At 59.7% G+C, this 25,853-nt stretch carries 27 protein-coding genes; 2 read left to right on the plus strand and 25 right to left on the minus strand.

Going from position 1 to position 25,853, the window contains the following annotated elements; translation table 11 throughout:
* Window positions 1–46: 46 nt before the first annotated feature.
* The 14 genes from K5K95_RS00630 to K5K95_RS00695 form a co-directional block, all read right to left on the minus strand.
* Window positions 47–685 (minus strand): TetR/AcrR family transcriptional regulator, encoded by a 639-nt coding sequence (locus K5K95_RS00630; RefSeq protein ID WP_008152317.1) that lies wholly within the window; start codon window positions 683–685, stop codon window positions 47–49.
* Window positions 686–1,027: 342 nt separating this feature from the next.
* Entirely contained in the window at window positions 1,028–1,813 is a 786-nt protein-coding gene (locus tag K5K95_RS00635; RefSeq protein ID WP_222587984.1) for a TatD family hydrolase, read from the minus strand.
* A gap of 14 nt (window positions 1,814–1,827) precedes the next feature.
* A complete protein-coding gene (locus tag K5K95_RS00640; protein WP_090186752.1) occupies window positions 1,828–2,184 on the minus strand; it encodes a PilZ domain-containing protein in 357 nt (118 codons plus the stop codon).
* 42 nt (window positions 2,185–2,226) lie between these two features.
* Window positions 2,227–3,213, minus strand: coding sequence for a DNA polymerase III subunit delta' (locus K5K95_RS00645; protein ID WP_222587985.1), 987 nt, complete (start codon window positions 3,211–3,213; stop codon window positions 2,227–2,229).
* The gene (gene tmk, locus K5K95_RS00650; protein ID WP_222587986.1) at window positions 3,206–3,838 is read right to left on the minus strand and encodes a dTMP kinase; all 633 of its coding nucleotides are present in this window, start codon (window positions 3,836–3,838) and stop codon (window positions 3,206–3,208) included. Before tmk ends, K5K95_RS00645 begins: the two co-directional genes overlap by 8 nt.
* A gap of 19 nt (window positions 3,839–3,857) precedes the next feature.
* On the minus strand, window positions 3,858–5,096 hold the full coding sequence (gene mltG, locus K5K95_RS00655; RefSeq protein WP_222587987.1) for an endolytic transglycosylase MltG: 1,239 nt from the start codon (window positions 5,094–5,096) through the stop codon (window positions 3,858–3,860).
* A gap of 3 nt (window positions 5,097–5,099) precedes the next feature.
* Complete coding sequence (gene pabC, locus K5K95_RS00660) at window positions 5,100–5,915, minus strand: aminodeoxychorismate lyase (RefSeq protein WP_222587988.1); 816 nt, start codon at window positions 5,913–5,915, stop codon at window positions 5,100–5,102.
* Window positions 5,915–7,159 carry a beta-ketoacyl-ACP synthase II gene (gene fabF, locus K5K95_RS00665; RefSeq protein ID WP_095132060.1) on the minus strand — a complete coding sequence of 415 codons (1,245 nt, stop codon included), beginning with the start codon at window positions 7,157–7,159 and terminating at the stop codon, window positions 5,915–5,917. The genes pabC and fabF overlap by 1 nt, the downstream gene beginning before the upstream one ends.
* Before the next feature lie 108 nt (window positions 7,160–7,267).
* Window positions 7,268–7,504: an acyl carrier protein gene (gene acpP / locus K5K95_RS00670; RefSeq protein WP_003442511.1), complete on the minus strand. Its 237-nt coding sequence runs from the start codon at window positions 7,502–7,504 to the stop codon at window positions 7,268–7,270.
* A 191-nt stretch (window positions 7,505–7,695) separates the two neighbouring features.
* Complete coding sequence (fabG, locus tag K5K95_RS00675; protein ID WP_090186765.1) at window positions 7,696–8,439, minus strand: 3-oxoacyl-ACP reductase FabG; 744 nt, start codon at window positions 8,437–8,439, stop codon at window positions 7,696–7,698.
* 16 nt (window positions 8,440–8,455) lie between these two features.
* Complete coding sequence (gene fabD, locus K5K95_RS00680; RefSeq protein ID WP_222587989.1) at window positions 8,456–9,394, minus strand: ACP S-malonyltransferase; 939 nt, start codon at window positions 9,392–9,394, stop codon at window positions 8,456–8,458.
* A 125-nt stretch (window positions 9,395–9,519) separates the two neighbouring features.
* On the minus strand, window positions 9,520–10,530 hold the full coding sequence (plsX, locus tag K5K95_RS00685) for a phosphate acyltransferase PlsX (RefSeq protein WP_222587990.1): 1,011 nt from the start codon (window positions 10,528–10,530) through the stop codon (window positions 9,520–9,522).
* 3 nt (window positions 10,531–10,533) lie between these two features.
* Entirely contained in the window at window positions 10,534–10,716 is a 183-nt protein-coding gene (rpmF, locus tag K5K95_RS00690) for a 50S ribosomal protein L32 (RefSeq protein WP_003179396.1), read from the minus strand.
* 13 nt (window positions 10,717–10,729) lie between these two features.
* Entirely contained in the window at window positions 10,730–11,257 is a 528-nt protein-coding gene (locus tag K5K95_RS00695; protein ID WP_004371317.1) for a YceD family protein, read from the minus strand.
* 106 nt (window positions 11,258–11,363) lie between these two features.
* Here K5K95_RS00695 and K5K95_RS00700 point away from each other — a divergent pair, with 106 nt between their 5' ends.
* Window positions 11,364–11,942 (plus strand): Maf family protein, encoded by a 579-nt coding sequence (locus K5K95_RS00700; protein WP_222587991.1) that lies wholly within the window; start codon window positions 11,364–11,366, stop codon window positions 11,940–11,942.
* 118 nt (window positions 11,943–12,060) lie between these two features.
* On the opposite strand, the gene K5K95_RS00705 is transcribed toward K5K95_RS00700, so the two are convergent.
* The 3 genes from K5K95_RS00705 to rluC are packed head-to-tail and all read right to left on the minus strand — an operon-like array spanning window position 12,061 to window position 14,686.
* The gene (locus K5K95_RS00705) at window positions 12,061–13,050 is read right to left on the minus strand and encodes a S49 family peptidase (RefSeq protein ID WP_222587992.1); all 990 of its coding nucleotides are present in this window, start codon (window positions 13,048–13,050) and stop codon (window positions 12,061–12,063) included.
* Window positions 13,051–13,074: 24 nt separating this feature from the next.
* Window positions 13,075–13,737: an HAD-IA family hydrolase gene (locus tag K5K95_RS00710; RefSeq protein ID WP_222587993.1), complete on the minus strand. Its 663-nt coding sequence runs from the start codon at window positions 13,735–13,737 to the stop codon at window positions 13,075–13,077.
* A complete protein-coding gene (gene rluC / locus K5K95_RS00715; RefSeq protein WP_090186781.1) occupies window positions 13,724–14,686 on the minus strand; it encodes a 23S rRNA pseudouridine(955/2504/2580) synthase RluC in 963 nt (320 codons plus the stop codon). Before rluC ends, K5K95_RS00710 begins: the two co-directional genes overlap by 14 nt.
* Window positions 14,687–15,387: 701 nt before the next feature.
* On the opposite strand from rluC, the gene rne reads away from it, so the two are divergent.
* Window positions 15,388–18,624 carry a ribonuclease E gene (gene rne / locus K5K95_RS00720; RefSeq protein ID WP_222587994.1) on the plus strand — a complete coding sequence of 1,079 codons (3,237 nt, stop codon included), beginning with the start codon at window positions 15,388–15,390 and terminating at the stop codon, window positions 18,622–18,624.
* A 186-nt stretch (window positions 18,625–18,810) separates the two neighbouring features.
* Here the strand turns inward: rne and K5K95_RS00725 are convergent, their stop codons facing one another.
* The 8 genes from K5K95_RS00725 to K5K95_RS00760 all read right to left on the minus strand — a co-directional run bounded on the left by K5K95_RS00725 (window position 18,811) and on the right by K5K95_RS00760 (window position 25,842).
* Entirely contained in the window at window positions 18,811–19,401 is a 591-nt protein-coding gene (locus K5K95_RS00725) for an NTP transferase domain-containing protein (RefSeq protein ID WP_222587995.1), read from the minus strand.
* Window positions 19,398–20,381 (minus strand): XdhC family protein, encoded by a 984-nt coding sequence (locus tag K5K95_RS00730; protein ID WP_222587996.1) that lies wholly within the window; start codon window positions 20,379–20,381, stop codon window positions 19,398–19,400. The genes K5K95_RS00725 and K5K95_RS00730 overlap by 4 nt, the downstream gene beginning before the upstream one ends.
* Window positions 20,381–22,702: a xanthine dehydrogenase family protein molybdopterin-binding subunit gene (locus K5K95_RS00735; RefSeq protein WP_222587997.1), complete on the minus strand. Its 2,322-nt coding sequence runs from the start codon at window positions 22,700–22,702 to the stop codon at window positions 20,381–20,383. Before K5K95_RS00735 ends, K5K95_RS00730 begins: the two co-directional genes overlap by 1 nt.
* Window positions 22,699–23,169, minus strand: coding sequence for a (2Fe-2S)-binding protein (locus tag K5K95_RS00740; RefSeq protein ID WP_222587998.1), 471 nt, complete (start codon window positions 23,167–23,169; stop codon window positions 22,699–22,701). Before K5K95_RS00740 ends, K5K95_RS00735 begins: the two co-directional genes overlap by 4 nt.
* Window positions 23,170–23,415: 246 nt before the next feature.
* A complete protein-coding gene (gene murB, locus K5K95_RS00745) occupies window positions 23,416–24,435 on the minus strand; it encodes a UDP-N-acetylmuramate dehydrogenase (protein WP_222587999.1) in 1,020 nt (339 codons plus the stop codon).
* Window positions 24,432–24,896, minus strand: coding sequence for a low molecular weight protein-tyrosine-phosphatase (locus K5K95_RS00750; RefSeq protein WP_090186798.1), 465 nt, complete (start codon window positions 24,894–24,896; stop codon window positions 24,432–24,434). The genes murB and K5K95_RS00750 overlap by 4 nt, the downstream gene beginning before the upstream one ends.
* Entirely contained in the window at window positions 24,896–25,660 is a 765-nt protein-coding gene (kdsB, locus tag K5K95_RS00755) for a 3-deoxy-manno-octulosonate cytidylyltransferase (protein WP_222588000.1), read from the minus strand. Before kdsB ends, K5K95_RS00750 begins: the two co-directional genes overlap by 1 nt.
* Window positions 25,657–25,842, minus strand: a complete 186-nt coding sequence (locus K5K95_RS00760; protein ID WP_090186803.1) for a Trm112 family protein — start codon at window positions 25,840–25,842, stop codon at window positions 25,657–25,659. The genes kdsB and K5K95_RS00760 overlap by 4 nt, the downstream gene beginning before the upstream one ends.
* Between the last annotated feature and the right edge of the window lie 11 nt (window positions 25,843–25,853).

The following is a 25,853-nucleotide window of genomic DNA, read 5'->3' on the forward strand; positions in this document are numbered from 1 at the left end:
CTGCGCCATGTAGTAAAAACATGGCGCTATAAGACCACTGAATGGTTCAGCTGCTCGGGGTGTCGGTATCGCGCTTGCGTTTGTTGCCCATGCGCACGCCAATGTCCATCAGGAACTGGAAAAAGCCTTCCTGATCTTCCAGCACGTTGCTCCAGAACGGCGAGTGATACAGCGCAACAGCGCCGTGCACCAGCGCCCAGGACGCGCAGTAATGGAAGTATGGCGGCACGTCTTCGAGCTTGCCTTCGCTGATCCGGCCCTTGATCAGCAAGGTCAGGCGTTCAAAGTTCGAGGCGCGGATCTTGTGCAGTTCCTCGACCATCTCAGGCACCTGATTGCCCTTGACCACCTTCTCTTCCAGGCGATCGAACAAACGATAGCGTTGCGGGTCGCGCATGCGGAATTCGAAGTAAGCCCGGGACAGGGCTTCCTTATCCTTGTCGACATCGGCCGAATGCAACAGCTCGTTCAAATCACGCTCGTAGTCGAGCATCAGGCGCAGGTAGATCTCGGCCTTGGATTTGAAGTGCTTGTAGATCGTGCCTTTACCGATACCGACGGCATCAGCAATCATCTCGACGGTGACACTGTCTTCACCCTGGTCGAGGAACAGCTTGAGCGCGGTATCGAGAATTTCTTGCTCGCGGCGACGAAACTCACGGACCTTACGAGGTTCTTTATGCATAAGAAAAGGTCTGTAGGGGTCAAAATTCGAAGCCGCGTATTATGCCTAACTTACGCAAAAATGCACGGATCATCCGACCATATCTGTGTTTCTTGATGATTTCAGAAAGGATCGTCCATTGATGAGAACTCTTCTGAAGCGCCCGTATTCCAAAATTGTTTAAAAATCGGGGCCGGTAAACTGGACTCGGCGCAATACTGATCAATACTTCAACTGTCGGCGGGGCATCTCCCCCAAGTGTCGCGCCGATATAGGTACCAACGGACCGCGTGCCTTTGTTTTACTCCTAATGGTCTTAACCCGGATTCACCCCCCAGAACCCGGGTTTTTTTTGCCTGCGATTTAGCCTTTCACATGCGCCAGCGGAAACAGACGCTTGAAGTTTTCAGTGGTTTGCGCGGCAAATCGCTCATAGGACTCGCCTCGCAACATTGCCAGAAATTCCGCTACCTCGCGAACGTACTGCGGCAGGTTCGGCTTGCCGCGATAAGGAATCGGCGCGAGATACGGCGAGTCGGTTTCCACCAATAATCGATCAGCCGGCACCTTGCTGGCAACGTCACGCAGCGCATCGGCATTGCGAAAAGTGACAATGCCGGACAAGGAAATGTAATAGCCCATGTCCAACGCTGCTTTGGCCATGTCCCAATCTTCCGTGAAGCAATGCAGCACACCCGCCTGAGGCAACGCCGCCTCGCGCAGAAGGTTCAGCGTGTCGGCGCGGGCACCGCGGGTGTGGATGATCACGGGCTTGCCGGTTTGCCGGGCCGCCTGTAGATGCAGTCGGAAAGACTCCTGCTGCAATTCTGCCGCTTCTGGCTCGTAGTGATAATCCAGACCGGTTTCACCAATCGCCACTACACGCGGGTGATTGAGCTCGCGCAACAGCCAGTCAAGCGCCGGCGCGGCACCCGGTTGCACATCCAGAGGATGCACGCCTACTGAACAATCGACATCGTCATAACGTTCGGCCAGGGCTTTGACGTCCGCGGCGTTGTCGACGCTGACGCCGATACACAGAAAGTGACCGACCCCGCGTTCCCGGGCTGCATCGAGCGCAGCATCGAGTGAGCCGTCGTGGGCGGCGAGGTCAAGACGATCGAGGTGACAATGGGAATCTACGAGCATAAAAGGGCTGCAACTTACATCGTATGAGTGGGACGGTCGGACTTCAGGGCTCCGGCCAGATGGGTTTCGATTCGGCTGCGCGCGGTGTTGTCGCCGTCGTTGAACTGCACGCCGACCCCGGCTGCCCGGTTGCCCTGCGCACCTTTGGGCGTGATCCAGGCGACCTTACCGGCCACCGGAATCTTCTCCGGCTCGTCCATCAGGTTCAGCAGCATGAACACCTCATCGCCCAACTTGTAGCTCTTGTTGGTCGGGATAAACAGGCCGCCGTTCTTGATGAATGGCATATAAGCCGCATACAGCACCGACTTGTCCTTGATGGTCAGAGACAAAATGCCGTTGCGCGGCCCCGGATTGACGGCTTCATTCATGCGCACCTCCGTTACTGATGACCTGAGTCTATGCCCAGACGATCACTTCTGGGTAGGCAAGGATGCCCATTGCACCAGCAACGCTTCCAGCAGCAACGCCGGATTGAGGTTGGCTTTGCTCATGACCTTCTGACGCTGGGCAAGGATCCAGTCCTGAATATTCAAGACTTTCTCCTGGGCTGACTTCTGCGCCAGGTATTGAATGACCTTGCGCATATCGGTAAGCCCAAGGCCTTCTTCATCCTGGGTCAACTGATAGCGCAAGATCAGGCTCGACCAATCACAGAACCAGTCGAACAACAGCAACTGCGGAATGGTTTTCCATTCTTCGGCCAGTTGAGTCGGCGATTGTTGCTGCTTGAGCAACTTCTTCACCCCTTCGACCACCAACGCTCGCTGTTCACGCACGCCCTGGGTTTGCAATTTGACCGCGCCCAGCGGCGAACCGGCGGCCAGGGTCAGCAGTTCGATGCGTTCTTCTTCCGAGCTGTCCGGCAGGGCCTTGGCCAGCCAGGCCAGACTCATCGCTTGATTCGGCAACGGACAGGCCTGTTGCACACAGCGGCTCTTGATGGTCGGCAACAACCGGCTGGGCTGGTGACTGACCAATAGCAAAACGGTGTCGCCGGACGGTTCTTCGAGGCTTTTGAGCAAGGCGTTTGCGGCGTTGATGTTCATCGACTCGACCGGCTCGATCAACACCACTTTGCGCCCGCCCATTTGTGCGGTCTGCACCACGAAGCTGACCAGATCACGCACCTGATCGACCTTGATCGCCTTGTCGGCCTCTTCCGGTTCCAGGATGTAATTGTCGGGATGACTGCCCGCCTTGAGCAGCAGGCACGATTTGCATTCACCGCACGCATCCTGAGCAGTCGGACGCTGGCACAACAGGCTGGCCATCAACCGTTCAGCCAGCGCGCGCTTGCCGATCCCGGCCGGGCCATGCAGCAGATAGGCGTGAGCATGTTGCTTGCGCCCGGCCAACTGCTGCCAGAGGCCGTCCTGCCACGGATAGGCCTCAGCCACGGGTCAGCTCCAGCAAACGTGGCAGCAACGCATCCAGAGAGCGCTGAACCTGTGCCAGCGGCTGAGCGGCATCAATCAAGACATAACGCGAAGGGTCCGCTTCGGCCCGCGCCAGGAACGCGCTGCGCACGGCATCGAAAAAGGCACGCCCTTCAAGCTCGAAGCGATCCAGCCGACCGCGCGCGCTGGCGCGGGCCAGACCCACTTCCACCGGCAGATCGAAGATCAGCGTCAGGTCCGGACGCAAATCGCCCTGGACGAAGGTTTCCAGGGTCGCAATGCGCGCCAGCGACAAGCCGCGACCGCCACCCTGATACGCATAAGTCGAATCGGTAAAACGATCACACAATACAACCGCACCCCGCGCCAATGCAGGGCGAATCACTTCCGCCAGATGCTGGGCTCGCGCGGCAAACACCAGCAACAATTCGGTGTCCGGGTTCATGACTTCATCGACTGGGGCCAACAATACCTCACGGATCCGCTCGGCCAACGACGTGCCACCGGGCTCGCGGGTCAGCACAACCTCGATACCGGCAGCGCGCAGGCACTCGGCCAGGTATTCGCGATTGGTGCTCTTGCCAGCACCTTCCGGGCCTTCCAGGGTAATAAACAAGCCAGTCACAGGCGGTCCTTAATCAAAGTCATTGCGGGTTTTGCGGCGCCGCGGCATCCGGCGCGTGCTCAGGTTCCGGAGCGGGTGCAGCAGCGGGTTCTTTCTGCGCCTCTTGTGGCGCTACTTGAGGCAAAGATTCGGGATCGGGATTAGGGGACGCTGCCGGAATCGGCGCCTGCGCGTCCGGGGTGCCGGTATTCGGGGTTTCACCACTCGACGTTTCGGGCGCCGAGGCCGGTGCCGGGCTGGAGCGATAATCGGCACGACGCTTGAGCTGGAACTCGCGCACCGCATTGTTATGCGCCTCCAGATCATCGGAGAACACATGGCTGCCGTCACCGCGCGCAACAAAATACAGACTGTTGCCGGCCACCGGATTCAAAGCAGCATGGATTGCTTCGCGGCCGACCATCGCAATCGGCGTCGGCGGCAGGCCTGAAATCATGTAGGTGTTATAAGGCGTCGGCTCCTTGAGGTGGGCGCGAGTCAGCTTGCCACTGTAGCGCTCACCAAGTCCGTAGATCACCGTCGGATCGGTCTGCAGCAACATGCCCATCGCCATACGCCGCACGAACACACCGGCGATCTGCCCGCGTTCCTGTGGCACACCGGTTTCCTTTTCCACCAACGAGGCCATGATCAGCGCCTGATAGGGTTCGGTGTACGGCACATCGGCGGCCCGCTGTTCCCACTCCTTGGCCAGGACCTCGTCGAGACGATCGTAGGCTTTTTTCAGCAGCTCGATGTCCGTCATCCCGCGCACGAAGCGGTAAGTGTCGGGGAAGAATCGCCCCTCCGGGAAAATCCCGGCGTGACCAAGCTTGTCCATCACTTCGCTATCGCTCAAACCGTTCAGGGTCTGCTCGAGTTTTTCATCCTTGGCCAGGGCCGCACGGACCTGATGGAAATTCCAGCCTTCAACCAGTGTCAGGCTGTACTGCACGATATCACCGCGCTTCCACTCATCGATCAACCCTTCGACGGTCATGCCCGGCTGCATGCGGTACTCGCCCTTATGCAAAGGCTGCCGGTTCAGATTGAAGCGCCAATACACACGCAGCCAGAAGGCATCCTTGATGATGCCATCGGCTTCGAGTCGATAGAAAGTGCGGGTCGGCGTCGTGCCCTTGGGCACATCCAGCAACTGTTCCTGGGAAATGTTCAGCGGCTGTTCCAGCGCCGAATGGATTTTCCAGGCGGCAGCGCCCAGACACAGTCCCGCCAGAACCAATCCGGTTTCCAGCAGCAGCAAGAGTTTACGTCTCACGTATCAAGCATCCAGTAGCGCGCGGGCAATGGTTTGGAGTTTACGGGTGAGCGGCCCAACCGGCCAGCTCAGAGCTGCAAAGGCGCGCACCGGCCAAACACCGTACACGCTATTACAGACAAAGACTTCGTCAGCCCATTGCAGCTGATCAAGGCTGATGTCGGTGATTTGGGTGGGGATCCCCAATGATTTTGCTTGAAACAATAATTCGGCACGCATCACGCCGGCCACGCCACAGCGCTTCAAATCGGCCGTCATCAACACACCTTCGCGCACCAGGAACAGATTGCTGAACACGCCCTCGATCACCCGACCGGCCTGATCGAGCATCAACCCTTCAGCGTGATCCGTATCTTGCCATTCAGCGCGGGCAATCACTTGCTCGAGACGGTTCAGGTGTTTGAGCCCTGCAAGCAGTGGCTGGCGGGACAGCCGTGTCGCGCAGGGGAACAGGCGAACGCCCTGCTCGCCATGCACGGCAGGATAAGCCACGGGAGGACTGCCCTGCAGAATGCGTCGGGCCTGAGCCGAGGGATCGGGGGCATACCCACGCAGACCGTCACCGCGAGTGAGGATGAGCTTGAGCACGCCTTCACCCAACGCTTTGGCGTAGGCCAACAGTTCACTGCGCACGAGCTCGAGATCGGTAGTGATTGCCAGGCGCGAACAGCCATCGGCCAGACGCGACAGATGCCGGTCCAGCAACAGTGGTTGCCCGCCCTTGACTGCGATGGTCTCGAACAGACCATCGCCATAAGCCAGGCCGCGATCCTTCAGCGACAAAGCGTCAGCCGGCTGACCGTCGACCCAGCTGTCCATCAGTCAGCGAACCGGCGGAACACCAGCGAGCCGTTGGTACCGCCAAAACCGAAGGAGTTGGATAGCACCACATCGATGTCCATGTTGCGCGCGGTGTGAGGTACGAAATCGAGGTCGCAACCTTCGTCCGGTTCGTCGAGGTTGATGGTCGGTGGCGCCACCTGGCTGTTGATCGCCAGCACGCTGAAGATCGCCTCGACCGCGCCTGCTGCACCCAGCAAGTGACCGGTCATGGACTTGGTCGAACTGACGGCCAGTTTGTAGGCGTGATCGCCAAACACCGACTTGATGGCACACGCTTCAGCGAGGTCGCCGGCCGAAGTCGACGTGCCGTGGGCGTTGACGTACTGGACCTGATCGCCATTGATCTTCGCGTCGCGCAAGGCATTGGTGATGCAACGTGCGGCACCAGCGCCATCGGCGGGCGGCGAAGTCATGTGGTAGGCATCGCCGCTGGTGCCAAAGCCGATCAGCTCGGCATAGATGGTCGCGCCACGCGCTTTTGCGTGTTCCAGCTCTTCGAGAACCAGAGCACCGGCACCGTCGGACAACACGAAGCCGTCACGACCCTTGTCCCATGGACGGCTGGCGCGGGTTGGCTCGTCGTTGCGGGTCGACAGCGCGCGGGAGGCACCGAAGCCGCCCATGCCCAGACCGCAAGCCGCCATCTCGGCGCCGCCGGCAATCATCACGTCGGCTTCGTCGTACATGATGTTGCGTGCCGCCATGCCGATGCAGTGCGTACCGGTGGTACAGGCTGTGGCAATGGCGTAGTTAGGTCCCTGTGCACCCAGGTGGATGGACAGAAAACCGGAAATCATATTGATGATCGAGCCAGGCACGAAAAACGGAGAAATCCGTCGTGGGCCGGAATCATGCAGCGTGCGGCTGGTTTCTTCGATATTGGTCAGACCGCCAATACCAGAACCCATGGCCACGCCGATGCGCTCACGGTTGGCGTCGGTGACTTCCAGACCGGCGTTGCGTACAGCCTGAAAACCTGCGGCCAGACCGTACTGAATGAACAGGTCAAGCTTGCGAGCTTCCTTGACCGACAGGTATTCCTCGACATTGAAGCCCTTTACCGAGCCGCCAAAACGGGTGGAATAGGCAGAAAGGTCGGTGTGTTCGATCAGACCAATGCCACTGCGGCCAGCCAGAATGCCCTGCCAACTGCTCGGCACATCCGTGCCCAGTGGCGACAACATACCCATACCGGTGACTACGACGCGTCTACGCGACACAGCACTCTCCTTTTTCAAATGACGACTTTGCATCAGGCCTAAAGAAAAAACCGCACGCCGTGATGGCAGTGCGGTTTTTCCATGACAGCAAGCAACGATTACAAGCTATTAAGCCTGGTGGTTTGTAACGTAATCGATTGCGGCTTGTACTGTAGTGATCTTCTCAGCTTCTTCGTCAGGGATTTCGGTCTCGAATTCCTCTTCCAGAGCCATCACCAGCTCAACGGTGTCAAGGGAGTCAGCACCCAGGTCTTCAACGAAGGAAGCAGTGTTGACCACTTCTTCTTCTTTAACGCCCAGTTGCTCGGCAACGATTTTCTTGACGCGCTCTTCGATGGTGCTCATACCTTGTTTTCACTCCTAATGGACAAATTCAGGCAGCTGGCCAGTGGGTAAGTGTATAGAAAGACTTTTCAGCATTTCAACTGAAAGCTTCACTCCTCAAACCCGGCGGCCCTCTGCCTATAAATAGATTGCAGCTTTATAACGGATTTTAGACAGCTCGTATGACATTTTTTTGAAGCAATCCGTCACATTTAACTCATGTACATCCCGCCGTTCACCGGGATTGTAGCCCCAGTAACGTAAGCCGCACCGTCGGATGCAAGAAAAGCGACCACAGACGCGATCTCTTGAGCTTGTCCCAGACGACCCAGCGGAATCTGCGTCTGCAAGGCTTCACGCTGTGCCTCAGGCAGTTCACGGGTCATATCGGTGTCGATGAACCCTGGGGCCACCGAGTTTACCGTAATCGAACGCGAACCGACTTCACGCGCCAGTGCACGGCTGAAACCTTCCAGACCGGCCTTGGCGGCTGCGTAGTTTACTTGGCCTGCGTTGCCCATGGCACCCACAACCGAACCAATACTGATAATTCGTCCCCAACGGGCTTTGGTCATACCGCGCAAAACACCCTTGGACAGGCGGAACAGACTGTTCAAATTGGTATCGACGACGTCATGCCATTCGTCATCTTTCATTCGCATCATCAGATTATCGCGGGTGATACCGGCATTATTGACCAGGATCGCCGGCGCACCGAACTGTGCAGAAATGCTCGCCAGCACCGCAGCAACGGATTCGTCGCTGGTGACATTGAGTTCCATGCCAGTGCCTTGAATGCCATTTTCTTTCAGGGTGGCGGCAATACGTTCGGCGCCTGAAGCGGAAGTCGCGGTGCCCACAACGATGGCGCCCTGACGACCCAGCTCCAGGGCAATGGCCTGGCCGATACCGCGGCTTGCACCGGTGACCAGTGCAACTTTACCTTGCAGACTCATGCAAGTTTCTCCTGATTCAGGCCAGCGCTGCACGGGCGGCAGCGAAAGCGTCTGGGGTATTAAGATTGGATGTCGACACGCCTTCGGCGCAACGTTTGTTCAGGCCGGCCAGCACTTTGCCAGGACCGCATTCGACCAGTTGAGTCGCGCCCTTGGCAGCCAGTGCCTGGACCGATTCGACCCAGCGCACAGGCTTGTAGAGCTGCTCGAGCAGGTCGCGTTTGAGGGTTTCCAGATCGGCCGGCACGCCGGCGCTGACGTTCTGTACCACAGGGATCTGCGGCGCCTGCCAGTCAATCGCCGCGATCGACTCGGCGAAGCGCTCGGCTGCCGGACGCATCAGCTCGCAGTGCGATGGCACGCTCACTGGCAATGGCATGGCGCGCTTGGCGCCACGGGCCTTGCAGCCTTCAATGGCGCGCTCGACCGCCGCCTTGGCACCAGCGATAACCACTTGGCCCGGGGAGTTGAAGTTCACCGCGCTGACCACTTCGCCTTGTGCCGCTTCAGCACAGGCGGCCAGCACATCAGCATCGTCCAGACCGAGGATAGCGGCCATGCCACCCTGCCCGGCCGGAACGGCTTCCTGCATCAGTTGACCACGACGCTCAACCAGCTTGACCGCATCGCCCAGCGTCAGGCTACCCGCGGCAACCAGTGCGCTGTACTCGCCCAGACTGTGACCGGCAACGTAAGCCGGACGCGCGCCGCCTTCAGCCAGCCACAGGCGCCACAAGGCGATCGAGGCGGTCAGAATGGCCGGCTGGGTCTTATCGGTTTGATTGAGTTGCTCTTCCGGCCCTTGCTGGGTCAGTGCCCACAGGTCGTAACCCAGAGCATCGGAAGCTTCTTTGAATGTTTCGAGGACAATCGGATGTTGCGCGCCCAACTCGGCCAGCATGCCGAGGGACTGCGAACCCTGTCCTGGAAAGACGAATGCGAGGGAAGCAGACATGTAACAAGCCCCTAATGATCTTGTCGTCGGAGAATTGACGTCCCGCTCCGGGGACGCAAGAAACTGACAGTTGGATGGCCAATTGAACTGAGCGGTCACATTTAAGCATTGTCCGACGAAAACGCCTAAAGCAACAAATCCTCCAGACGGCCGTGAATACGCTCCGGCAGGTTTTCCTGGATCTCGATCACCGCACGCTGTATCGCACTTTGAAACCCCTGAACGCCGGCAGAACCATGGCTCTTCACGACAATCCCCTGCAATCCGAGGAAACTCGCGCCGTTATGCCGCGCAGGCGCCAGATCGGCTTGCAGGCGCTTCATCAGCGGCAGCGCCAGCGCACCGACCATTTTTGACGCGAGGTTTTTCTTGAACAAGGCCTCGATACGCCCGGCAATCATGGTCGCCAGTCCTTCGCTGGACTTGAGCAGAATATTGCCGACAAAGCCGTCACACACCACCACGTCCGCCTCGCCCCGGTACAAACCGTCACCTTCGACAAAGCCGATGTAGTTGATGCCGCGAGCGCTCTGCAACAAAGTCGCGGCCAGCTTGACCTGCTGATTGCCCTTGATGTCTTCGGTACCGATGTTCAGCAACGCCACGCGCGGACGAACGATGCCCAGGGTCTCCGCCGCCACCGAGCCCATCACTGCAAACTGCAACAAGTGCTCGGCACTGCAATCGACGTTGGCGCCCAGGTCAAGCAACTGGCAATACCCCTTCTGCGTCGGAATAGCCGCCACCATCGCCGGACGATCGATACCCGGCAACGTCTTGAGCACAAACCGCGACAACGCCATCAGCGCGCCGGTATTGCCGGCACTGACACACGCCTGGACCTTGCCATCGCGCAGCAACTCGAGCGCCACACGCATCGACGAGTCGGGCTTGCCACGCAGTGCCTGGGCAGGCTTCTCGTCCATGGTGATAACTTCGGATGCCGGAGCAATCGACAGGCGCGCGCGATCCATAGCCGATTGGCCAGAGAGCAGCTCTTCAAGAAGGGAAGGTTGACCGACGAGGGTCAGGTGCAGCGAGGGCGTAGCAGACAGACAAGCAAGGCTGGCCTGAACAATGCTGCGGGGACCGAAGTCCCCGCCCATTGCGTCAATCGCGATGACTTGAGCAGACAAGGATTACTCGTCAGCGCCCTTGTCGATCACTTTACGGCCACGGTATACGCCTTCTGGCGATACGTGGTGACGCAGGTGAACTTCACCGGTGGTTTTTTCTACAGACAGGGTGCTAGCCTCGAGAGCGTCGTGCGAACGGCGCATGTCACGGGCAGAGCGGGATTTTTTGTTCTGCTGAACAGCCATAATTGATTAACTCCTAAACGTTTGGGTCACGCTTTAACTGCGCCAATACACTGAACGGGTTGGACCGCGTTACCTCGTCCTCGCTCGGTTCGGGCTCATCGAGACCCGCCGGCTGCTGGCATTCTTCCGGATGATGAGCAGGCACAATGGGCAAGGCGAGCAGAAGCTCCTCCTCGATCAGTGACTGCAGATCCAATGGATCTTCGCCCAGTTCCAGCACGTCATAACCTTTCGGCAACGACTGGGTATTCGCACCCTCCTTCACCACAGCATAACTGCATTCGCTATGGATCGGCAGGGTGACCAGCTCAAGACAACGCTGGCAAACCATTTTGACTTCGGTGTCGATAAAGCTGTGAATTACCACAGATTTACGTTCATCTCGTTCAAAAACGAATTTAGCCTGCACCGTACCGACAGTATCGGAAAGCGGGTCGCAGAGTCTCTCCAAATCGGCTAGCAGCAATTCACCTTGAAGGGTGGTGCCACGATCAGCCAATTTGCGCGGGTCAACGTGAGGTGGAATCGGGTCATTCAACATAGGCGCAGCATTATAGGGATGCCCCCAGCCATGTCAAAGGAAATTCAGCCCTGTCCGTCACTTGCACGCCTCCGCTAGAATTCGCACCTGCCTTTTGGAGATGCGCATGCTGCCTTTATTACTCGCTTCAAGCTCGGTGTATCGCCGGGAATTGCTGGCCCGCCTGCAGCTGCCGTTCATTTGCAGCTCACCGGATATCGACGAAAGCCACCGTCCGGGCGAGCCAGCCATTGATCTGGTCAAGCGCCTCGCCAAAGAGAAGGCGCTGGCGCTTGCCACCAGCCACCCCGCTCATCTGATTATCGGCTCCGATCAGGTCGCCGTACTCGGCGACAGGATTATCGGCAAACCCCACACCTTCGAAAAAGCCCGCGAACAACTGCTCGCTTCGAGCGGTGCCAGCGTCACCTTCCTCACCGGCCTGGCACTGCTTAACAGCCAGACCGGCGACTGCCAGGTCGACTGCGTACCCTTTACCGTACACATGCGCACGCTCGATCCGGCACGCATCGAGCGCTACCTGCGCGCGGAACAACCCTACGACTGCGCTGGCAGCTTCAAGGCTGAAGGTTTAGGGGTCAGCCTGTTTCAAAGCACCGAAGGCCCTGACGCCACCAGCCTGATCGGCCTACCGCTGATTCGCCTGATCGACATGCTGCTGACCGAAGGGGTGCAAATACCTTAAAGGTCAAAAGATCGCAGCCTCGTTGCACTCGACAGCTCCTACATTGGAATGCGTATTCCTGTAGGAGCTGTCGAGTGCAACGAGGCTGCGATCTTTTGACTTGAAAAAAACCGGAGGATCAGCGCAGCGACGGACCGTGAAAGCCCATCCACATCGCCAATTGCTCGGCAACGCTGGCACCGAGTTTTTTCGAGAAGCGATCGAATGGCGACTCCTGAACGGTGAAATCCACCAGTTCCTTCTCGCCAATCACATCGCGCGCAACCGAACTGGCATTGCCCAGACCATCGATCAGCCCCAGCGGCAGCGCCTGCTCGCCATTCCAGACCAGACCGGAGAACAGCTCTGGATGCTCCTTGTCCTTGATACGATCCCCACGCCCTTTCTTGACGCTGTTGATGAACTGCTGGTGAGTCGTATCAAGCACGCCCTGCCAGAACTGGGTTTCTTCGGGTTTCTGCGGCTGGAACGGATCAAGGAACGATTTGTGCTCGCCCGACGTATAGGTCCGACGCTCAACGCCAAGCTTCTCCATCGTGCCGACAAAACCGTACCCGGCCGCCGTCACACCAATGGAACCCACCAGACTCGCCTTATCGGCGTAGATCTGATCTGCCGCACTGGCAATGTAGTAGGCACCGGAGGCGCCCAGGTCCGAAATCACCGCATACACCTTGGTGTCCGGGTGCAGACCGCGCAAACGGACGATTTCGTCGTAAACGTAACCAGACTGTACCGGACTGCCGCCCGGACTGTTGATGCGCAGGATAATGCCCTTGACCTTTTCGTCCTCGAACGCCGCACGCAAGCTGCCGACGATGTTGTCAGCGCTGGCCGGTTCCTTGTCGGCAATCATCCCGGCCACGTCGATCAGCGCAGTGTAGTGGGAGCCACGGGTCGCGCTTTTTTCCATGTCCATCAGCGGCGTGAACAGGATCAGCGCGGCAAACAGGTACACAAAGGTCAGCAGCTTGAAGAAAATCCCCCAGCGACGAGACCGGCGCTGCTCCTGCACACTGGCCAGCAAGGTTTTTTCCAGCAGCTTCCAGCTTTTCTCGTCACCGCTCTCTGCGCTCGCCTTGGCGGGCGCTTTCCATTCGTCGGTCATGACATCTACCCCAGCAAAAAACGATTAAGCCCGCTCACTCAGCCAGGCATGCAATTCTGAAAAATGGTCAATGGCCAGTGCCGGCTCGAACAGCTTCAGCGCCTCGATCGATTGCGCGCCATAGCTGACCGCCACCGAATCCATACCGGCGTTACGCGCCATCTGCAGATCAAACGAAGAATCGCCAACCATCAACGCCTGCTCGGGGCGAACGTTGCAATGCGCCAGAATCTGCTCGAGCATCAGCGGATGGGGCTTGCTGGCGGTTTCGTCAGCGGCGCGGGTGATATCGAAATAATCTTCCCAGCCGTGAGACTTGAGCACGCGATCCAGCCCGCGACGCGCCTTGCCCGTCGCCACGGCCAAATGATAACCCTCGGCGCGAAACGCCTCCATCGACTCAACCACACCCTCGAACAGCGGCGAAGGCACAGCTTCAGAGGCGATGTAATGATCGGCATAGTGTTGACGGAACGCCACGAGGTCGGCATCGCCAATGTCGGGATACAAGGTGCGAATAGCCTCGGGCAAACCGAGACCGATAATGCCTTTGACGGCAAAATCATCGCGCAACTGAAATCCGGACCGTTCGGAGGCGACATGCATCGCCTCGACAATCCGACCGATGGAGTCAGCGAGCGTGCCGTCCCAATCAAATATCAGCAGCTTGTAATCAGAGGGGTGCACTCAGGCGCTCCACGGTCTTGGCCCACATTTCGTCGACAGGCGCCTGCAACTTCAGCTCACCACCATCGGGCAGCGGCACGGTCAGCATGTAGGCATGCAGGAACAGGCGCTTGCCGCCCAGGTCGCGAATTTCCTTGCTGAACGCTTCATCGCCATACTTGGTATCGCCTGCGATGCAGTGCCCGGCGTGCAAGGTGTGGACGCGAATCTGGTGGGTCCGGCCGGTGATCGGCCTGGCTTCGACCATGGTGGCAAAGTCACCGAAGCGACGCAGGACCTTGAACACGGTCACGGACTCCTTGCCCTCCTCCTCGTCGACCTCGACCATACGCTCGCCGGAACGCAGATTGCTCTTGCCGAGCGACGCGCGCACTTGCTTGATCGATGTCGCCCAGTTACCGCGAACCAGCGCCATGTAGCGCTTGTCGACCCCGTCGCCGCGCAAGGCAGTGTGCAAGTGGCGCAACATGCTGCGTTTCTTGGCGATCATTAACAGGCCGGAGGTATCACGGTCGAGTCGGTGAACCAGCTCGAGCTCCTTGCAATCGGGACGCAACTGACGAAAGGCTTCGATCACGCCGTAAGTCAGGCCGCTACCGCCGTGAACAGCGATGCCGGCAGGCTTGTTGATCACGATCAGCGCCTTGTCCTCGAAGACAATCGACGCTTCGAGGCGCTGCAGCAGACCCTGGGCCAGCGGCACAGGCTCGTCGCGCTCAGGCACGCGAACCGGCGGCACGCGCACGATATCGCCCGCCTGCAGCTTGTATTCGGGCTTGATCCGACCTTTGTTCACCCGCACTTCGCCTTTGCGCAAAATGCGGTAAATCAAAGTCTTGGGCACGCCTTTGAGCCGAGCGAGAAGGAAGTTATCAATACGTTGGCCGGCATATTCCGGCGAGACCTCCAGCAGTTGTACGGCTGGGGTCGAAGGGGCAGTAGTCGTCATGTCGCGGATGATAACAATTTTTTATGGAATTGAAGCACTTAATCATTGCTGCTATAGTCGCGAACGCCGCCAAAAGCGGCCTGGACAGCGGACTAACGGTCAAAAACCGGCCCTGACCAACGCAATTCACCAGGACGCGAGGCCGTCCTACGGGGCTTTCGCTACGTAACGGTGGAGTTTGCAGCTGTAACGAGCGCAGGTGACATGAGGCCTGAATCAAGCCGCAAAGCAGAGTTTTCACTCGCCTTGCGAGCCAATATTCACGGCCAGTTCACAAAGTGCAGTCAGCGGCGAACGACCTCGAGCGAACGCTTCGGAAACACCGCCTAAATTAGCCATGATGCGTGACCTCCCCCCTTCGGAGCTCACGGTAAATGCCAACCCGCTGCGGATTCTGCGCGCGGCAGCACCCGAATTATCAGGGATACGTGTAGGGTGGAGATGCACAACCGCTGGACTGTGTAGCAATAGGCTTTATCAAGACGCTTCATCTCGTCCACAGCCGCTGGTTGATTCCTCCTCCTGACTGAGTGCTTAAGTAGCCACAGCAAGCAGGACGCGTACGTCGCGATAACGGCCCAATTGGCCAGACATCGCTGGACACGGGAATGGCCAACCACTCCCGACGCACCTGACACCGACCATGAGAAGTCGTGTGTGCCGAACGCCGTTTCCGGCAGCCCGGAAACCGACGGTACTACATGAAAAGAATGCTGATTAACGCAACTCAACCCGAAGAGTTGCGTGTTGCACTGGTAGATGGCCAACGCCTCTACGACCTGGACATCGAATCCGGTGCACGCGAGCAGAAAAAGGCCAACATCTATAAAGGCCGGATTACTCGCATCGAACCAAGCCTTGAGGCTGCCTTTGTCGATTTCGGCTCTGAGCGCCATGGCTTCCTGCCCCTCAAAGAAATCTCCCGCGAATACTTCAAGAAAGCTCCTGAAGGCCGCGTCAACATCAAGGACGTCCTGAGCGAAGGCCAGGAAGTCATCGTTCAGGTCGAAAAAGAAGAACGTGGCAACAAGGGCGCTGCCCTGACCACCTTCATCAGCCTGGCCGGTCGTTACCTGGTGCTGATGCCGAACAACCCGCGTGCCGGCGGTATCTCCCGTCGCATCGAAGGTGAAGAGCGCAACGAACTGCGTGAAGCCCTTAACGGTCTGGTTGCCCCAGCCGACATGGGTCTGATCGTGCGCACTGCCGGCCTTGGCCGCAGCAGCGAAGAAATGCAGTGGGACCTCGATTACCTGCTGCAACTGTGGACCGCCATCAAAGAAGCCTCGCTGGATCGCTCCGCGCCTTTCCTGATCTATCAGGAAAGCAACGTGATCATCCGCGCCATCCGCGATTACCTGCGCCAGGACATCGGCGAAGTGCTGATCGACAGCGTTGAAGCCCAGGACGAAGCCCTGACCTTCATCCGTCAGGTGATGCCGCAGTACGCCAGCAAGATCAAGCTGTACGAAGACAGCGTTCCTCTGTTCAACCGTTTCCAGATCGAAAGCCAGATCGAGACCGCTTTCCAGCGCGTCGTCGAACTGCCTTCCGGTGGTTCCATCGTTATCGACCCGACCGAAGCCCTGGTGTCCATCGACATCAACTCGGCGCGCGCCACCAAAGGCAGCGACATCGAAGAAACCGCCCTGCAGACCAACCTTGAAGCCGCCGAAGAAATTGCCCGTCAGTTGCGCTTGCGCGACATCGGCGGCCTGATCGTCATCGACTTCATCGACATGACCCCTGCCAAGAACCAGCGCGCCGTGGAAGAGAAAGTCCGCGAATGCCTGGAAGCCGACCGCGCTCGCGTGCAAGTCGGTCGCATCTCGCGCTTCGGCCTGCTGGAAATGTCCCGTCAGCGCCTGCGTCCATCGCTTGGCGAAAGCAGCGGCATCGTCTGCCCACGCTGCAACGGCACCGGCATCATCCGTGACGTTGAATCGCTGTCGCTGGCGATCCTGCGCCTGATCGAAGAAGAAGCCCTGAAAGACCGCACCGCTGAAGTTCGCGCCCAAGTGCCGATCCCGGTAGCTGCGTTCCTGCTCAACGAAAAACGCAACTCGATCACCAAGATCGAACTGCGCACCCGTGCCCGCATCGTCATTCTGCCGAACGATCACCTCGAAACGCCGCACTTCGAAGTTCAGCGTCTGCGCGATGACAGCCCGGAAGCCGCTGTCGGCCAGTCCAGCTACGAAATCGCTGCTGCCGCTGCCGAAGTCGAAGAAGTCCAGCCAGCCGCTGCGACCCGCACCCTGGTTCGCCAGGAAGCCGCGGTCAAGACCGCTCCGGCCCGCGCCAATGCTCCGGTTCCGACCGAAGTCGTCGCTGCCGCGCCAGTGGCTGCACCGGTCTCGGCGCCAGAGCCAAGCCTGTTCAAGGGTCTGGTGAAGTCGTTGGTCAGCCTGTTCGCGACCAAGGAAGAGCCTGTTGCTCCGGTTGTGGTTGAAAAACCGGCAACCACCGAGCGTCCGGCCCGCAACGAAGAGCGTCGCAACGGTCGTCAGCAGAGCCGCAACCGTAATGGTCGCCGCGATGAAGAACGCAAGCCTCGTGAAGAGCGTGCACCGCGCGAAGAACGTGCACCACGTGAGCCACGTGAAGCCCGCGAACCCCGCGAAGAAACGCCGGTTGTTGCTCGCGAAGAACGTGCACCTCGTGAAGAACGCGCTCCACGCGCCCCTCGTGAAGAACGTGCCCCGCGCGCTCCACGCGAAGATCGCAAGCCACGCGGTGACCGCGAAGAGCGTCCGGTTCGTGAACTGCGTGAGCCTCTGGATGCCACTCCAGCTGCCGCTGCCGCCGTCGCGACCGCTGCCGTTACCGCTGAAGAGCGTCCAGCTCGCCAGCCACGTGAAGAACGTGCTCCACGCCCACCGCGTGAAGAACGTCAACCACGTGCCGAGCAAGCTGCCGCCGTCGCCGAAGAAGAACTGGTGACCAACGATGAGCAACTGCAGGAAGACGGTCAGGAAGGCGCCGAAGGCGATCGTCCACGCCGCCGCTCCCGTGGCCAGCGTCGTCGCAGCAACCGTCGCGAGCGTCAGCGTGATGCCAACGGCAACGTGATCGAAGGTTCGGAAGAATCCGAGTCCGGCGAAGGTAATGAAGCTGCCGAACGCAACGAAGCGCCAAGCACTTCCGATCTGGCCGCCGGCCTGGCTGTTACCGCAGCCGTTGCCAGCACCGTGATCAGCGCACCAGCTGAAGCACAAGCGCACGAGCAAGCCGAACGCGCCACTGCCGCTACTCTGGAAACAGCTCCGGTTGAAGCACCTGTGGTTGAAGCGACGACTCCGGTCGAAGCCACCGCCGCACCGGAAATCGAAGTGGCCCCGGTTCGCGAAGAAGCACAGCCAGTGGTTGAAGCCGCACCGGCCGCCGAACCCGTGTTTGCCGCCGAGCAAGCTGGCGAAACCTCCAGCGAAACCGTAACCGAAGCTGTCCGTGAAGTTCGCGAAGAACAAACCGCGTTCAACTGGGTTGCCGAGCCGGTAGCTGTCGAAGCTCCAGCACCTGTTGCGCAAGCTCCGGTTGATGAAGCGATCGTCTCCGAGCCAGTGGTTGCTGCCGCCGAGCCTGCTCCGGTCGTGGAAGCGCCGGTTGTGGCTGAAGCTGTTGCGCCGCAAGTCGAAGCTGCCCCTGTCAGCGCCCTGACCCCAAGCGGCCGTGCGCCCAACGACCCGCGTGAAGTGCGTCGTCGCAAGCGTGAAGAAGAGCGTCTGAAGAAGGAAGCCGAACTGGCTGCCGCTGCTGCTCCGGCAGAAGCAGCTCCGGCTCCGGCCTCCGAGCCTGCACCGGTTGCAGCTGAAGTGATCGAATCGGCACCTGTTGCCGAGTCGGTCATCGAAGAAGCACCACGCTCCGTACAGGAAGCGGTAGAGCAACACGAACAAGCCCTGGAAAAAGAACACGAGCCTAAACCACTCGTCTGATTCCACCGGCCACTAAAAAGCCCCGCCTGGTAACCCAGGCGGGGCTTTTTTATGTCCGTTGTAAATCACCAGGATCCAATGTGGGAGCGAGCTTGCTCGCGATGGCGGAGGATCAGCTTGCATAAATGTTGAATGTAAAACAGCAATCGCGAGCGAGCTCGCTCCCACAAGGAATTTGTGCTGAAGCTACTTGAAGAGCAATTTCTCCGGGACATCCACATCCCACAACACCCCGGGATCATCCACCGCCACTTCGACCACCCTGCCCTGCGCAAACAACGGCTTGGCACCGTGATCGCCGGACAATGCCATCAACCCCGGTCCAAAACTGCGGTCAAACCCGACCGGATGCCCATACTTGCCCTCGTAAACCGGCACGGTGACGCAATCAGCAGCTATGCCGGCGACCACCCGCTCAATACTCGACGGCAGGATAAACGGCATATCCCCCAGCACAATCACCCAGCCACCAAGTTCTGGGCACGCCTTCACACCGGCAGCAATGCTGTCGCCCATCCCGGCAGGCTCGATCAATACAACCTCGAAGCCGTGCGCCTGAGCCATGCGTATCACTTGGGGACGGTCCGCGGTGGTCACCAGCACGCGCTTCCCCGGCGGAGCAGGCAGGCTCACCAGGACTTGCTCGATGACGGAGCGAACCGCGCCATCCCGCCCCGTGCAATCAGCCAGCAACTTGTCCTTGTCCGTCCCCGCCACCTGCCTGAAACGACTGCCCTGCCCCGCCGCCAGGACGATGATGCCGATGAGCTCACTCATACAACCTCCTGCAACGGCTTCTTCTGCTTGAGTTCGACGCCGTTCTTGATCGCCACAATTTCGGCCAGCAGCGACAAGGCGATTTCCGCCGGACTGTGGCTACCGATGTGCAAACCGATCGGACCGTGCAACCGTTCGATGGCCTGTGGTGACAAGCCTAGCTGAGCCAGGTTATCCCGACGTTTGAGGCTGTTGACCCGTGATCCCAGGGCACCGACATAGAAAGCCTTGGAGTCCAGGGCCGTCAGCAGCGCCATGTCATCCAGACGCGGATCGTGGGTCAGCGCGACGATGGCCGTGCGCTCGTCAGTCTGGATCGTCAGCACCGCCTCATCCGGCATGCCCGGGACGAAACGCCCGTGCTGCTCTTCCCAACCGTAGACGAACTCGCTGCGCGGATCGCAGATCAGCACCTCGAAATCGAGCAATCGGGCCATCTCGGCGACGTACCGGGACAGCTGCCCTGCGCCGATCAGCAATAGCCGCCAACGAGGACCGTAGATGGCCCGCAGCGTTTTGCCATCAAACGTCAGCACATCGCTCTTGCTGGCCGGCTGTAAAACCACTTCTCCCGTCTCAAGATCGAGTGTGCGGGCAACGATTTCATGGGCCTCGCAACGCGCCAGCAACTGCGCCACCCATTCCGGATCGCCCACACGCTCTTCGGTCAGGCGTAACGTGCCGCCGCAGGGCAAACCAAACCGCGCAGCCTCCTCGCGGGTGACGCCGTAGGTGATCAATTGCACAGGCGGCCCGTCAGTCGCAATCCGCCCGTCGTGCAACCGCGCAATCAGATCATCCTCGACACAACCGCCGGACACCGAACCGATCACCACGCCGTCTTCACGCAACGCCAGCATGGCGCCAGGGGCCCGGGGCGCGGTGCCCCAGGTCTGGACCACGCTGAACAACACCACCCGCTGACCGGCACGGCGCCATTCGAGGACGCTGCGCAGGACGTTCAGATCTGCGCTGTCCATCAGGCTTGTGCCTTCTGCCAACCCTGCAACTGAAAGCGAACCGGCAGAGAGCGGATGCGTTTGCCGGTCGCCGCGAAGATCGCGTTGCACAGCGCTGGCGCTATCGGTGGCACGCCTGGCTCACCAACACCGCCCAGCGGCACCACGCCTGGAGGCGTCACCAGATGCACGGCGACTTCCTTCGGTGCCAGGGACATGCGCGCCACTTCGTACATGTGGAAGTTGTCCTGCTGGACCTTGCCGTCCTTGAAGCTGATTTCACCCAGCACCGCATTGCCCAGGCCCATGACGCAGGCGCCTTCAAACTGAGAGCGAATCCGCTCCGGGTTGATTTGCGGACCGCAATCCACGGCGATGTCGGCTTTATGCACGATCAACGTGCCGTCGTCCTTGACCTCGACCTCAATGACCGCCGCCACGTAGGTAACAAAGCTGTAATGCACCGCCAGCCCCAAACCTCGGCCCTTGGGCAACTCACGACCCCAGCCGGCTGCTTTGGCCGCGGTTTCCAGCACCGTGCGCATCCGGGCGGTGTCGATCGGGTAACGCTCGGGCGACTCGCCGTAGTTCCACTCTTCACTCAAGGTGCGCGGATCGATCTGGCGGTCCGGACCGAGCAACTTGATCTGGTACTTGAGCGGATCCTGCTTTGCCTTGTGCGCCAGCTCATCGACAAAGCTCTGAATCGCAAAGCCGTGAGGAATGTTCGATACCGAGCGATACCAGCCGACCCGGGTGTGGATCGCGGCTTCCGGGTTTTCCAGGCGCACATTGGGAATGGCGTAGGCCATGTTGGTGAACCCCATGCCCAACTCGAACGCCGCTTCGTGGTTCATGCCCGGCGCGAACAGCGCCGTAATGCTCGGGGCAACGGTGCGGTGCAGCCAACCGGAAGGCAAGCCATCCTTGTTCAGGCTGGCCTTCAGGTATTCGGCCGACACCGTATGGAAGTAGGAATTGTGGATGTCGTCTTCACGGGTCCATTGCACACGTACAGCCTTGCCCGGGAATTCCTTGGCGAGAACGGCCGCTTCGATGATGAAATCCGGTTTGGACTTGCGACCGAAACCGCCACCCAGCAAGGTCACGTTAAACGTGACGTTATCGAAGGGAATGCCCAGGCGTTCGCCGATGCGCTCGCGGGTGACTTGCGGCGCCTGGCTCGGCCCCCAGGCTTCGCACACACCATCCTTGAAGCGGGCGATGGCGACCATCGGCTCCATTGGCGCCTGTGCCAGGTGTGGCAGGTAGTAGGAGGCTTCGACAGTGCTGCTGGCGCCTTTCATGGCCTCGTCGATGTTGCCGGTATTGCGCACCACTTTGCCGGGTTGCAGGGACGCAGCTTCCAGTTCCTTGCGGTAGGCAATCGAGTCATAACTGGCGTTGGGACCGTCATCCCACTCGACTTTCAGCGCTTCGCGGCCCTTGATCGCGGCCCAGGTGTTGCTGGCCACGACGGCAACGCCGCCCAATGGCTGGAATTCGGACGGCAGCGGACGGCCTTCGATCTGAATGACCTTTATCACCCCCGGGACTTTCAGCGCGGCGCTGGAATCGACGGATTTAACCTTGCCGCCATAGACCGCCGGACGGGCAATCGTGGCGTATAGCATGCCGTCGAAATGCACATCGGCACCGTAAACGGCACGGCCATTGACGATGTCGGCACCGTCGATAGCCTTGGTGCCCTCTTTGCCGATGTAGCGAAATTCCGATGGTTGCTTGAGTCGCAGACTGTCGCGAGCCGGCACGGCCAGCGCTCCGGCAGCAGCGGCCAAGGCGCCATAGCCCAGTTCACGGCCGGTGGGTTGGTGAACCACTTTGTGCAGTTGCGCATGACACTCGCTGACCGGGACTTTCCACTGATCGGCCGCAGCCTGTTCCAGCATGGTCCGCGCGGCAGCACCGCAGCGGCGCATCGGTTCGTACCAGTGACGCATGCTGCGCGAGCCGTCGGTGTCCTGGTTGCCGAAGCGCACTTCGTCGCCCGGCGCCTGCTGCACCTTCATCATCGCCCAGTCAGCGTCCAGTTCATCGGCCACTACCATGGTCAGGCTGGTGCGCACGCCCTGGCCCATTTCCGAACGGTTGCAGACGACTGTCACCATGCCGTCAGCGGCGATGCTGACGTAAACCTTGGGATCATCGACCCAGCCATTGGGCATGCCGTCGGCGCCGAACTTTTTCTCTTTTTCTTCAGCGAAAGCGTCTTGCCAGCCCCAGCTTGCCACCAGCACCAACGCACCGGTCGCACCGACACCTTTAAGGAAACCACGGCGACTGAGGTTGCTCAGCGCAAAATCATTCGGCAACTGGCTCATGCCTTGGCCTCCTTCAGGTGAGTGGATGCCTGGCGGATGGCGGTCTTGATCCGGTTGTAGGTGCCGCAGCGGCAAATGTTGCCGACCATCGCCTCTTCAATCTGTTCGTCGCTGGGGTTCGGATGGGTCTTGAGCAGCGCGGTGGCCGACATGATTTGCCCACCCTGGCAGAAACCACATTGAGCCACAGCAGTGTCGAGCCAGGCCTGTTGCACGACTTGCCCGACCGGGTCGACGTGCAAATTATCGATGGTGGTGACGTTCTGGCCGACCACCGAACCGATCGGCGTGATGCAACTGCGCGCCGGAGCGCCGTCGATATGAATGGTGCAGGCACCGCACAGGCCCATGCCGCAGCCAAACTTGGTGCCGTTGTAGCCGGCTACGTCGCGGATAGCCCAGAGCAGCGGCATGTCCTCGGTGACATCGAGTTGATGGTCTTGACCATTGAGTTTCAGGGTAATCATGGGCACGCCCGCATATTTATTGAGGTTATGGGGTCGAGCAATCTGCCGCCTGGGGTTGGCGGTTGGCATTACGCAGATCGACTCAGGCTAATGAGGCTCTCTTATGCGGACAGGAAGGTCTGCATCGGGCCTTTGGTGGAGCAAATGCTTGCATCGTTAGGTGGCTAAGTTAACTCAGCATTAACAAAAAAGCCCTGCACATTTGAAGGTGTGCAGGGCTCTGAAATCAGTCATTGAAGCGTAGCTTCAATACTGGTTCGGCTCCATTTCCAGATCGACCTTGAATCGTTCTGAAATGTCTTTCTGAATATGCTGCGCCAGGCTCAGCAATTGCAGGCCGGTGGCAGTGCCGTAGTTGACCAGCACCAGCGCTTGCAACTTATGCACGCCGGCATCCCCGTCTCGAAAGCCTTTCCAGCCCGCTCGCTCGATCAACCAGCCCGCCGCCAGTTTCATCTGCCCGTCGGGCTGCGCGTAGGCCACCAGGTCCGGGTATTCGATTTTGAGCTGAGCGACCAACGCGGCCGGCACCAGTGGGTTCTTGAAGAAGCTGCCGGCATTGCCCAGCACAGCCGGGTCCGGGAGCTTTTCGTTGCGAATGCTGCAAATCGCCTGGCTGACATCGGTAGCGGTCGGATGATCGATGCCTTGCTCGGTCAGGCGCTGGCGCACCGGGCCATATTCCAGGTGCAGGTGTGCGGCGCGGTCCAGGGTGAAACGCACGCGCAGGATCAACCAGCGCCCCGGCTCCTGTTTGAACAGGCTGTCGCGATAGGCGAAGTTGCACTGCGCCAAGGTGAAGTCCCGCAGCTCGCCGCTCTGGCGATCCAGAGCGGTCAGGCCGGCGAAAACGTCCTTGATCTCGACACCATAAGCACCGATGTTCTGCATCGGTGCCGCGCCCACGGTGCCGGGGATCAGGCTGAGGTTTTCAAGCCCCGCCAAACCCTGCGCGAGGGTGTGTTGCACAAACGGGTGCCAGGGCTCGCCGGCCTCGGCTTCGATGACGACTTTGTTGCCGTCATCGCTCAGGATCCGAATCCCGCGCGTGGCCATGCGCAGCACCAGCGCCGGGATATCGGCCGTCAGCAGCAGGTTGCTGCCACCGCCGATTACCAACAGCGGCACCTCATGCGCTGTCGCATAGGCCAGGGCCTCGCGCACATCGGCATCACTGTGTGCCTCGGCAAACAAACGCGCCTTGACGTCGACACCAAAGCTATTGAACGGCTTGAGCGAAACCTGAGGTTGAACCTGCAAACTCATAACCGCCCCTTCAATTCGATCACCAGCAAATCACTGGCGCGCTCGATCAGGTCCAGCACTTGTTCGAAACCCTGGTCGCCGTCGTAATAGGGATCCGGCACTTCATCGAGTTCCGACTGATAACGCCGCAGGAACAGGTCGAGTTCCGCCTTGCCCTTGGCCGGTTGCAGGGCCTTGAGGTGGCGCAGGTTGCTGTTGTCCATTGCCAGGATCAGGTCATAGGCGGCGAAATCAGCGCGGGTCACTTGCTGGGCGCGCTGGGCGGACAGGTCGTAACCACGCAGCTTTGCGGCCGCCTGGCTGCGCTTGTCCGGCGCCTTGCCGACATGCCAGTCGCCGGTGCCGGCGGAAGCGACTTCGATCTGATCGGCCAGCCCGGCTTCACGCAGTTTATGGCGCAGCACACCTTCGGCCGTGGGAGACCGGCAGATGTTGCCCAGGCACACGAACAAAACGCGCATCAGGCCTCCAGCAGGCGACGAACGCGCTCAAGGTCTTCGACCGTGTCGACACCGGTCGGCGGTGCGATCAGCGCATCGGCAACGTGAATTCGCACGCCATGCCACAGCGCACGCAGCTGTTCCAGGGATTCGGTGTTTTCCAGCCAGCACGGCCCCCAGCTGACGAAGTCATGCAGGAAACCGGCGCGGTAGGCATAGATGCCGATGTGGCGGCGATACGGCACGCCTTCTGGCAATTGCTCACAGCTGTTGGCGAATGCATCCCGGGCCCACGGCAACGTGGCGCGACTGAAGGTCAGCGCGAGGCCATTGAGGTCGCTGACGACCTTGACCACATTGGGATTGAACAGGGTTTCGACGTCTTCGATCGGCTCGGCCAACGTGGCCATGCGCGCTTCAGTGTGCGCGGCCAGGTTGGCTGCGACCTGATCGATCACGCTCGGCGGGATCAACGGCTCGTCACCCTGGACGTTAACCACGATGGCGTCAGGCGCCAGCCCCAGTTTCGCCGCCACTTCGGCCAGACGGTCGGTGCCGGAATTATGATCTTCACGGGTCAGCACCACTTCTGCGCCAAAGGCGTTGCAGGCCTCGACGATGCGCGCATCATCCGTGGCGACCACGACCCGCTGGGCACTGCTTTTGCTCGCCTGTTCCCAGACGTGCTGGATCATCGGCTTGCCGGCGATCAACAGCAGCGGCTTGCCCGGCAGGCGGGTCGAGGCATAACGCGATGGAATGACAACAGTAAAGGCTGTGGTCATTTATCCAGGCGCTCTTCGGTGGTCAGGGTGCGGGCTTCGGTTTCGAGCATGACCGGAATCCCGTCACGAATCGGGTAGGCCAGACCTGCGCCTTTGCTGATCAGCTCGGTTTTGTCGGCGCTGAGCTTGAGAGGACCTTTGCAGACCGGGCAAGCGAGGATATCGAGCAATTTGGTGTCCATGTACATTCCCT

Source organism: Pseudomonas sp. DR48, assembly GCF_019823085.1.
GTDB lineage: Bacteria > Pseudomonadota > Gammaproteobacteria > Pseudomonadales > Pseudomonadaceae > Aquipseudomonas.

What these genes read in the sequence shown, in the direction of transcription:
- K5K95_RS00630 (WP_008152317.1), bottom strand. Translation starts at nt 685, where the DNA reads ATGCATAAAGAACCTCGTAAGGTCCGTGAGTTTCGTCGCCGCGAGCAA.
- K5K95_RS00635 (WP_222587984.1), bottom strand. Translation starts at nt 1,813, where the DNA reads ATGCTCGTAGATTCCCATTGTCACCTCGATCGTCTTGACCTCGCCGCC.
- K5K95_RS00640 (WP_090186752.1), bottom strand. Translation starts at nt 2,184, where the DNA reads ATGAATGAAGCCGTCAATCCGGGGCCGCGCAACGGCATTTTGTCTCTG.
- pabC (WP_222587988.1), bottom strand. Translation starts at nt 5,915, where the DNA reads ATGGACAGCTGGGTCGACGGTCAGCCGGCTGACGCTTTGTCGCTGAAG.
- acpP (WP_003442511.1), bottom strand. Translation starts at nt 7,504, where the DNA reads ATGAGCACCATCGAAGAGCGCGTCAAGAAAATCGTTGCCGAGCAACTG.
- fabG (WP_090186765.1), bottom strand. Translation starts at nt 8,439, where the DNA reads ATGAGTCTGCAAGGTAAAGTTGCACTGGTCACCGGTGCAAGCCGCGGT.
- fabD (WP_222587989.1), bottom strand. Translation starts at nt 9,394, where the DNA reads ATGTCTGCTTCCCTCGCATTCGTCTTTCCAGGACAGGGTTCGCAGTCC.
- rpmF (WP_003179396.1), bottom strand. Translation starts at nt 10,716, where the DNA reads ATGGCTGTTCAGCAGAACAAAAAATCCCGCTCTGCCCGTGACATGCGC.
- K5K95_RS00695 (WP_004371317.1), bottom strand. Translation starts at nt 11,257, where the DNA reads ATGTTGAATGACCCGATTCCACCTCACGTTGACCCGCGCAAATTGGCT.
- K5K95_RS00700 (WP_222587991.1), top strand. Translation starts at nt 11,364, where the DNA reads ATGCTGCCTTTATTACTCGCTTCAAGCTCGGTGTATCGCCGGGAATTG.
- K5K95_RS00705 (WP_222587992.1), bottom strand. Translation starts at nt 13,050, where the DNA reads ATGACCGACGAATGGAAAGCGCCCGCCAAGGCGAGCGCAGAGAGCGGT.
- rluC (WP_090186781.1), bottom strand. Translation starts at nt 14,686, where the DNA reads ATGACGACTACTGCCCCTTCGACCCCAGCCGTACAACTGCTGGAGGTC.
- rne (WP_222587994.1), top strand. Translation starts at nt 15,388, where the DNA reads ATGAAAAGAATGCTGATTAACGCAACTCAACCCGAAGAGTTGCGTGTT.
- K5K95_RS00725 (WP_222587995.1), bottom strand. Translation starts at nt 19,401, where the DNA reads ATGAGTGAGCTCATCGGCATCATCGTCCTGGCGGCGGGGCAGGGCAGT.
- K5K95_RS00730 (WP_222587996.1), bottom strand. Translation starts at nt 20,381, where the DNA reads ATGGACAGCGCAGATCTGAACGTCCTGCGCAGCGTCCTCGAATGGCGC.
- K5K95_RS00735 (WP_222587997.1), bottom strand. Translation starts at nt 22,702, where the DNA reads ATGAGCCAGTTGCCGAATGATTTTGCGCTGAGCAACCTCAGTCGCCGT.
- K5K95_RS00740 (WP_222587998.1), bottom strand. Translation starts at nt 23,169, where the DNA reads ATGATTACCCTGAAACTCAATGGTCAAGACCATCAACTCGATGTCACC.
- murB (WP_222587999.1), bottom strand. Translation starts at nt 24,435, where the DNA reads ATGAGTTTGCAGGTTCAACCTCAGGTTTCGCTCAAGCCGTTCAATAGC.
- K5K95_RS00750 (WP_090186798.1), bottom strand. Translation starts at nt 24,896, where the DNA reads ATGCGCGTTTTGTTCGTGTGCCTGGGCAACATCTGCCGGTCTCCCACG.
- kdsB (WP_222588000.1), bottom strand. Translation starts at nt 25,660, where the DNA reads ATGACCACAGCCTTTACTGTTGTCATTCCATCGCGTTATGCCTCGACC.
- K5K95_RS00760 (WP_090186803.1), bottom strand. Translation starts at nt 25,842, where the DNA reads ATGGACACCAAATTGCTCGATATCCTCGCTTGCCCGGTCTGCAAAGGT.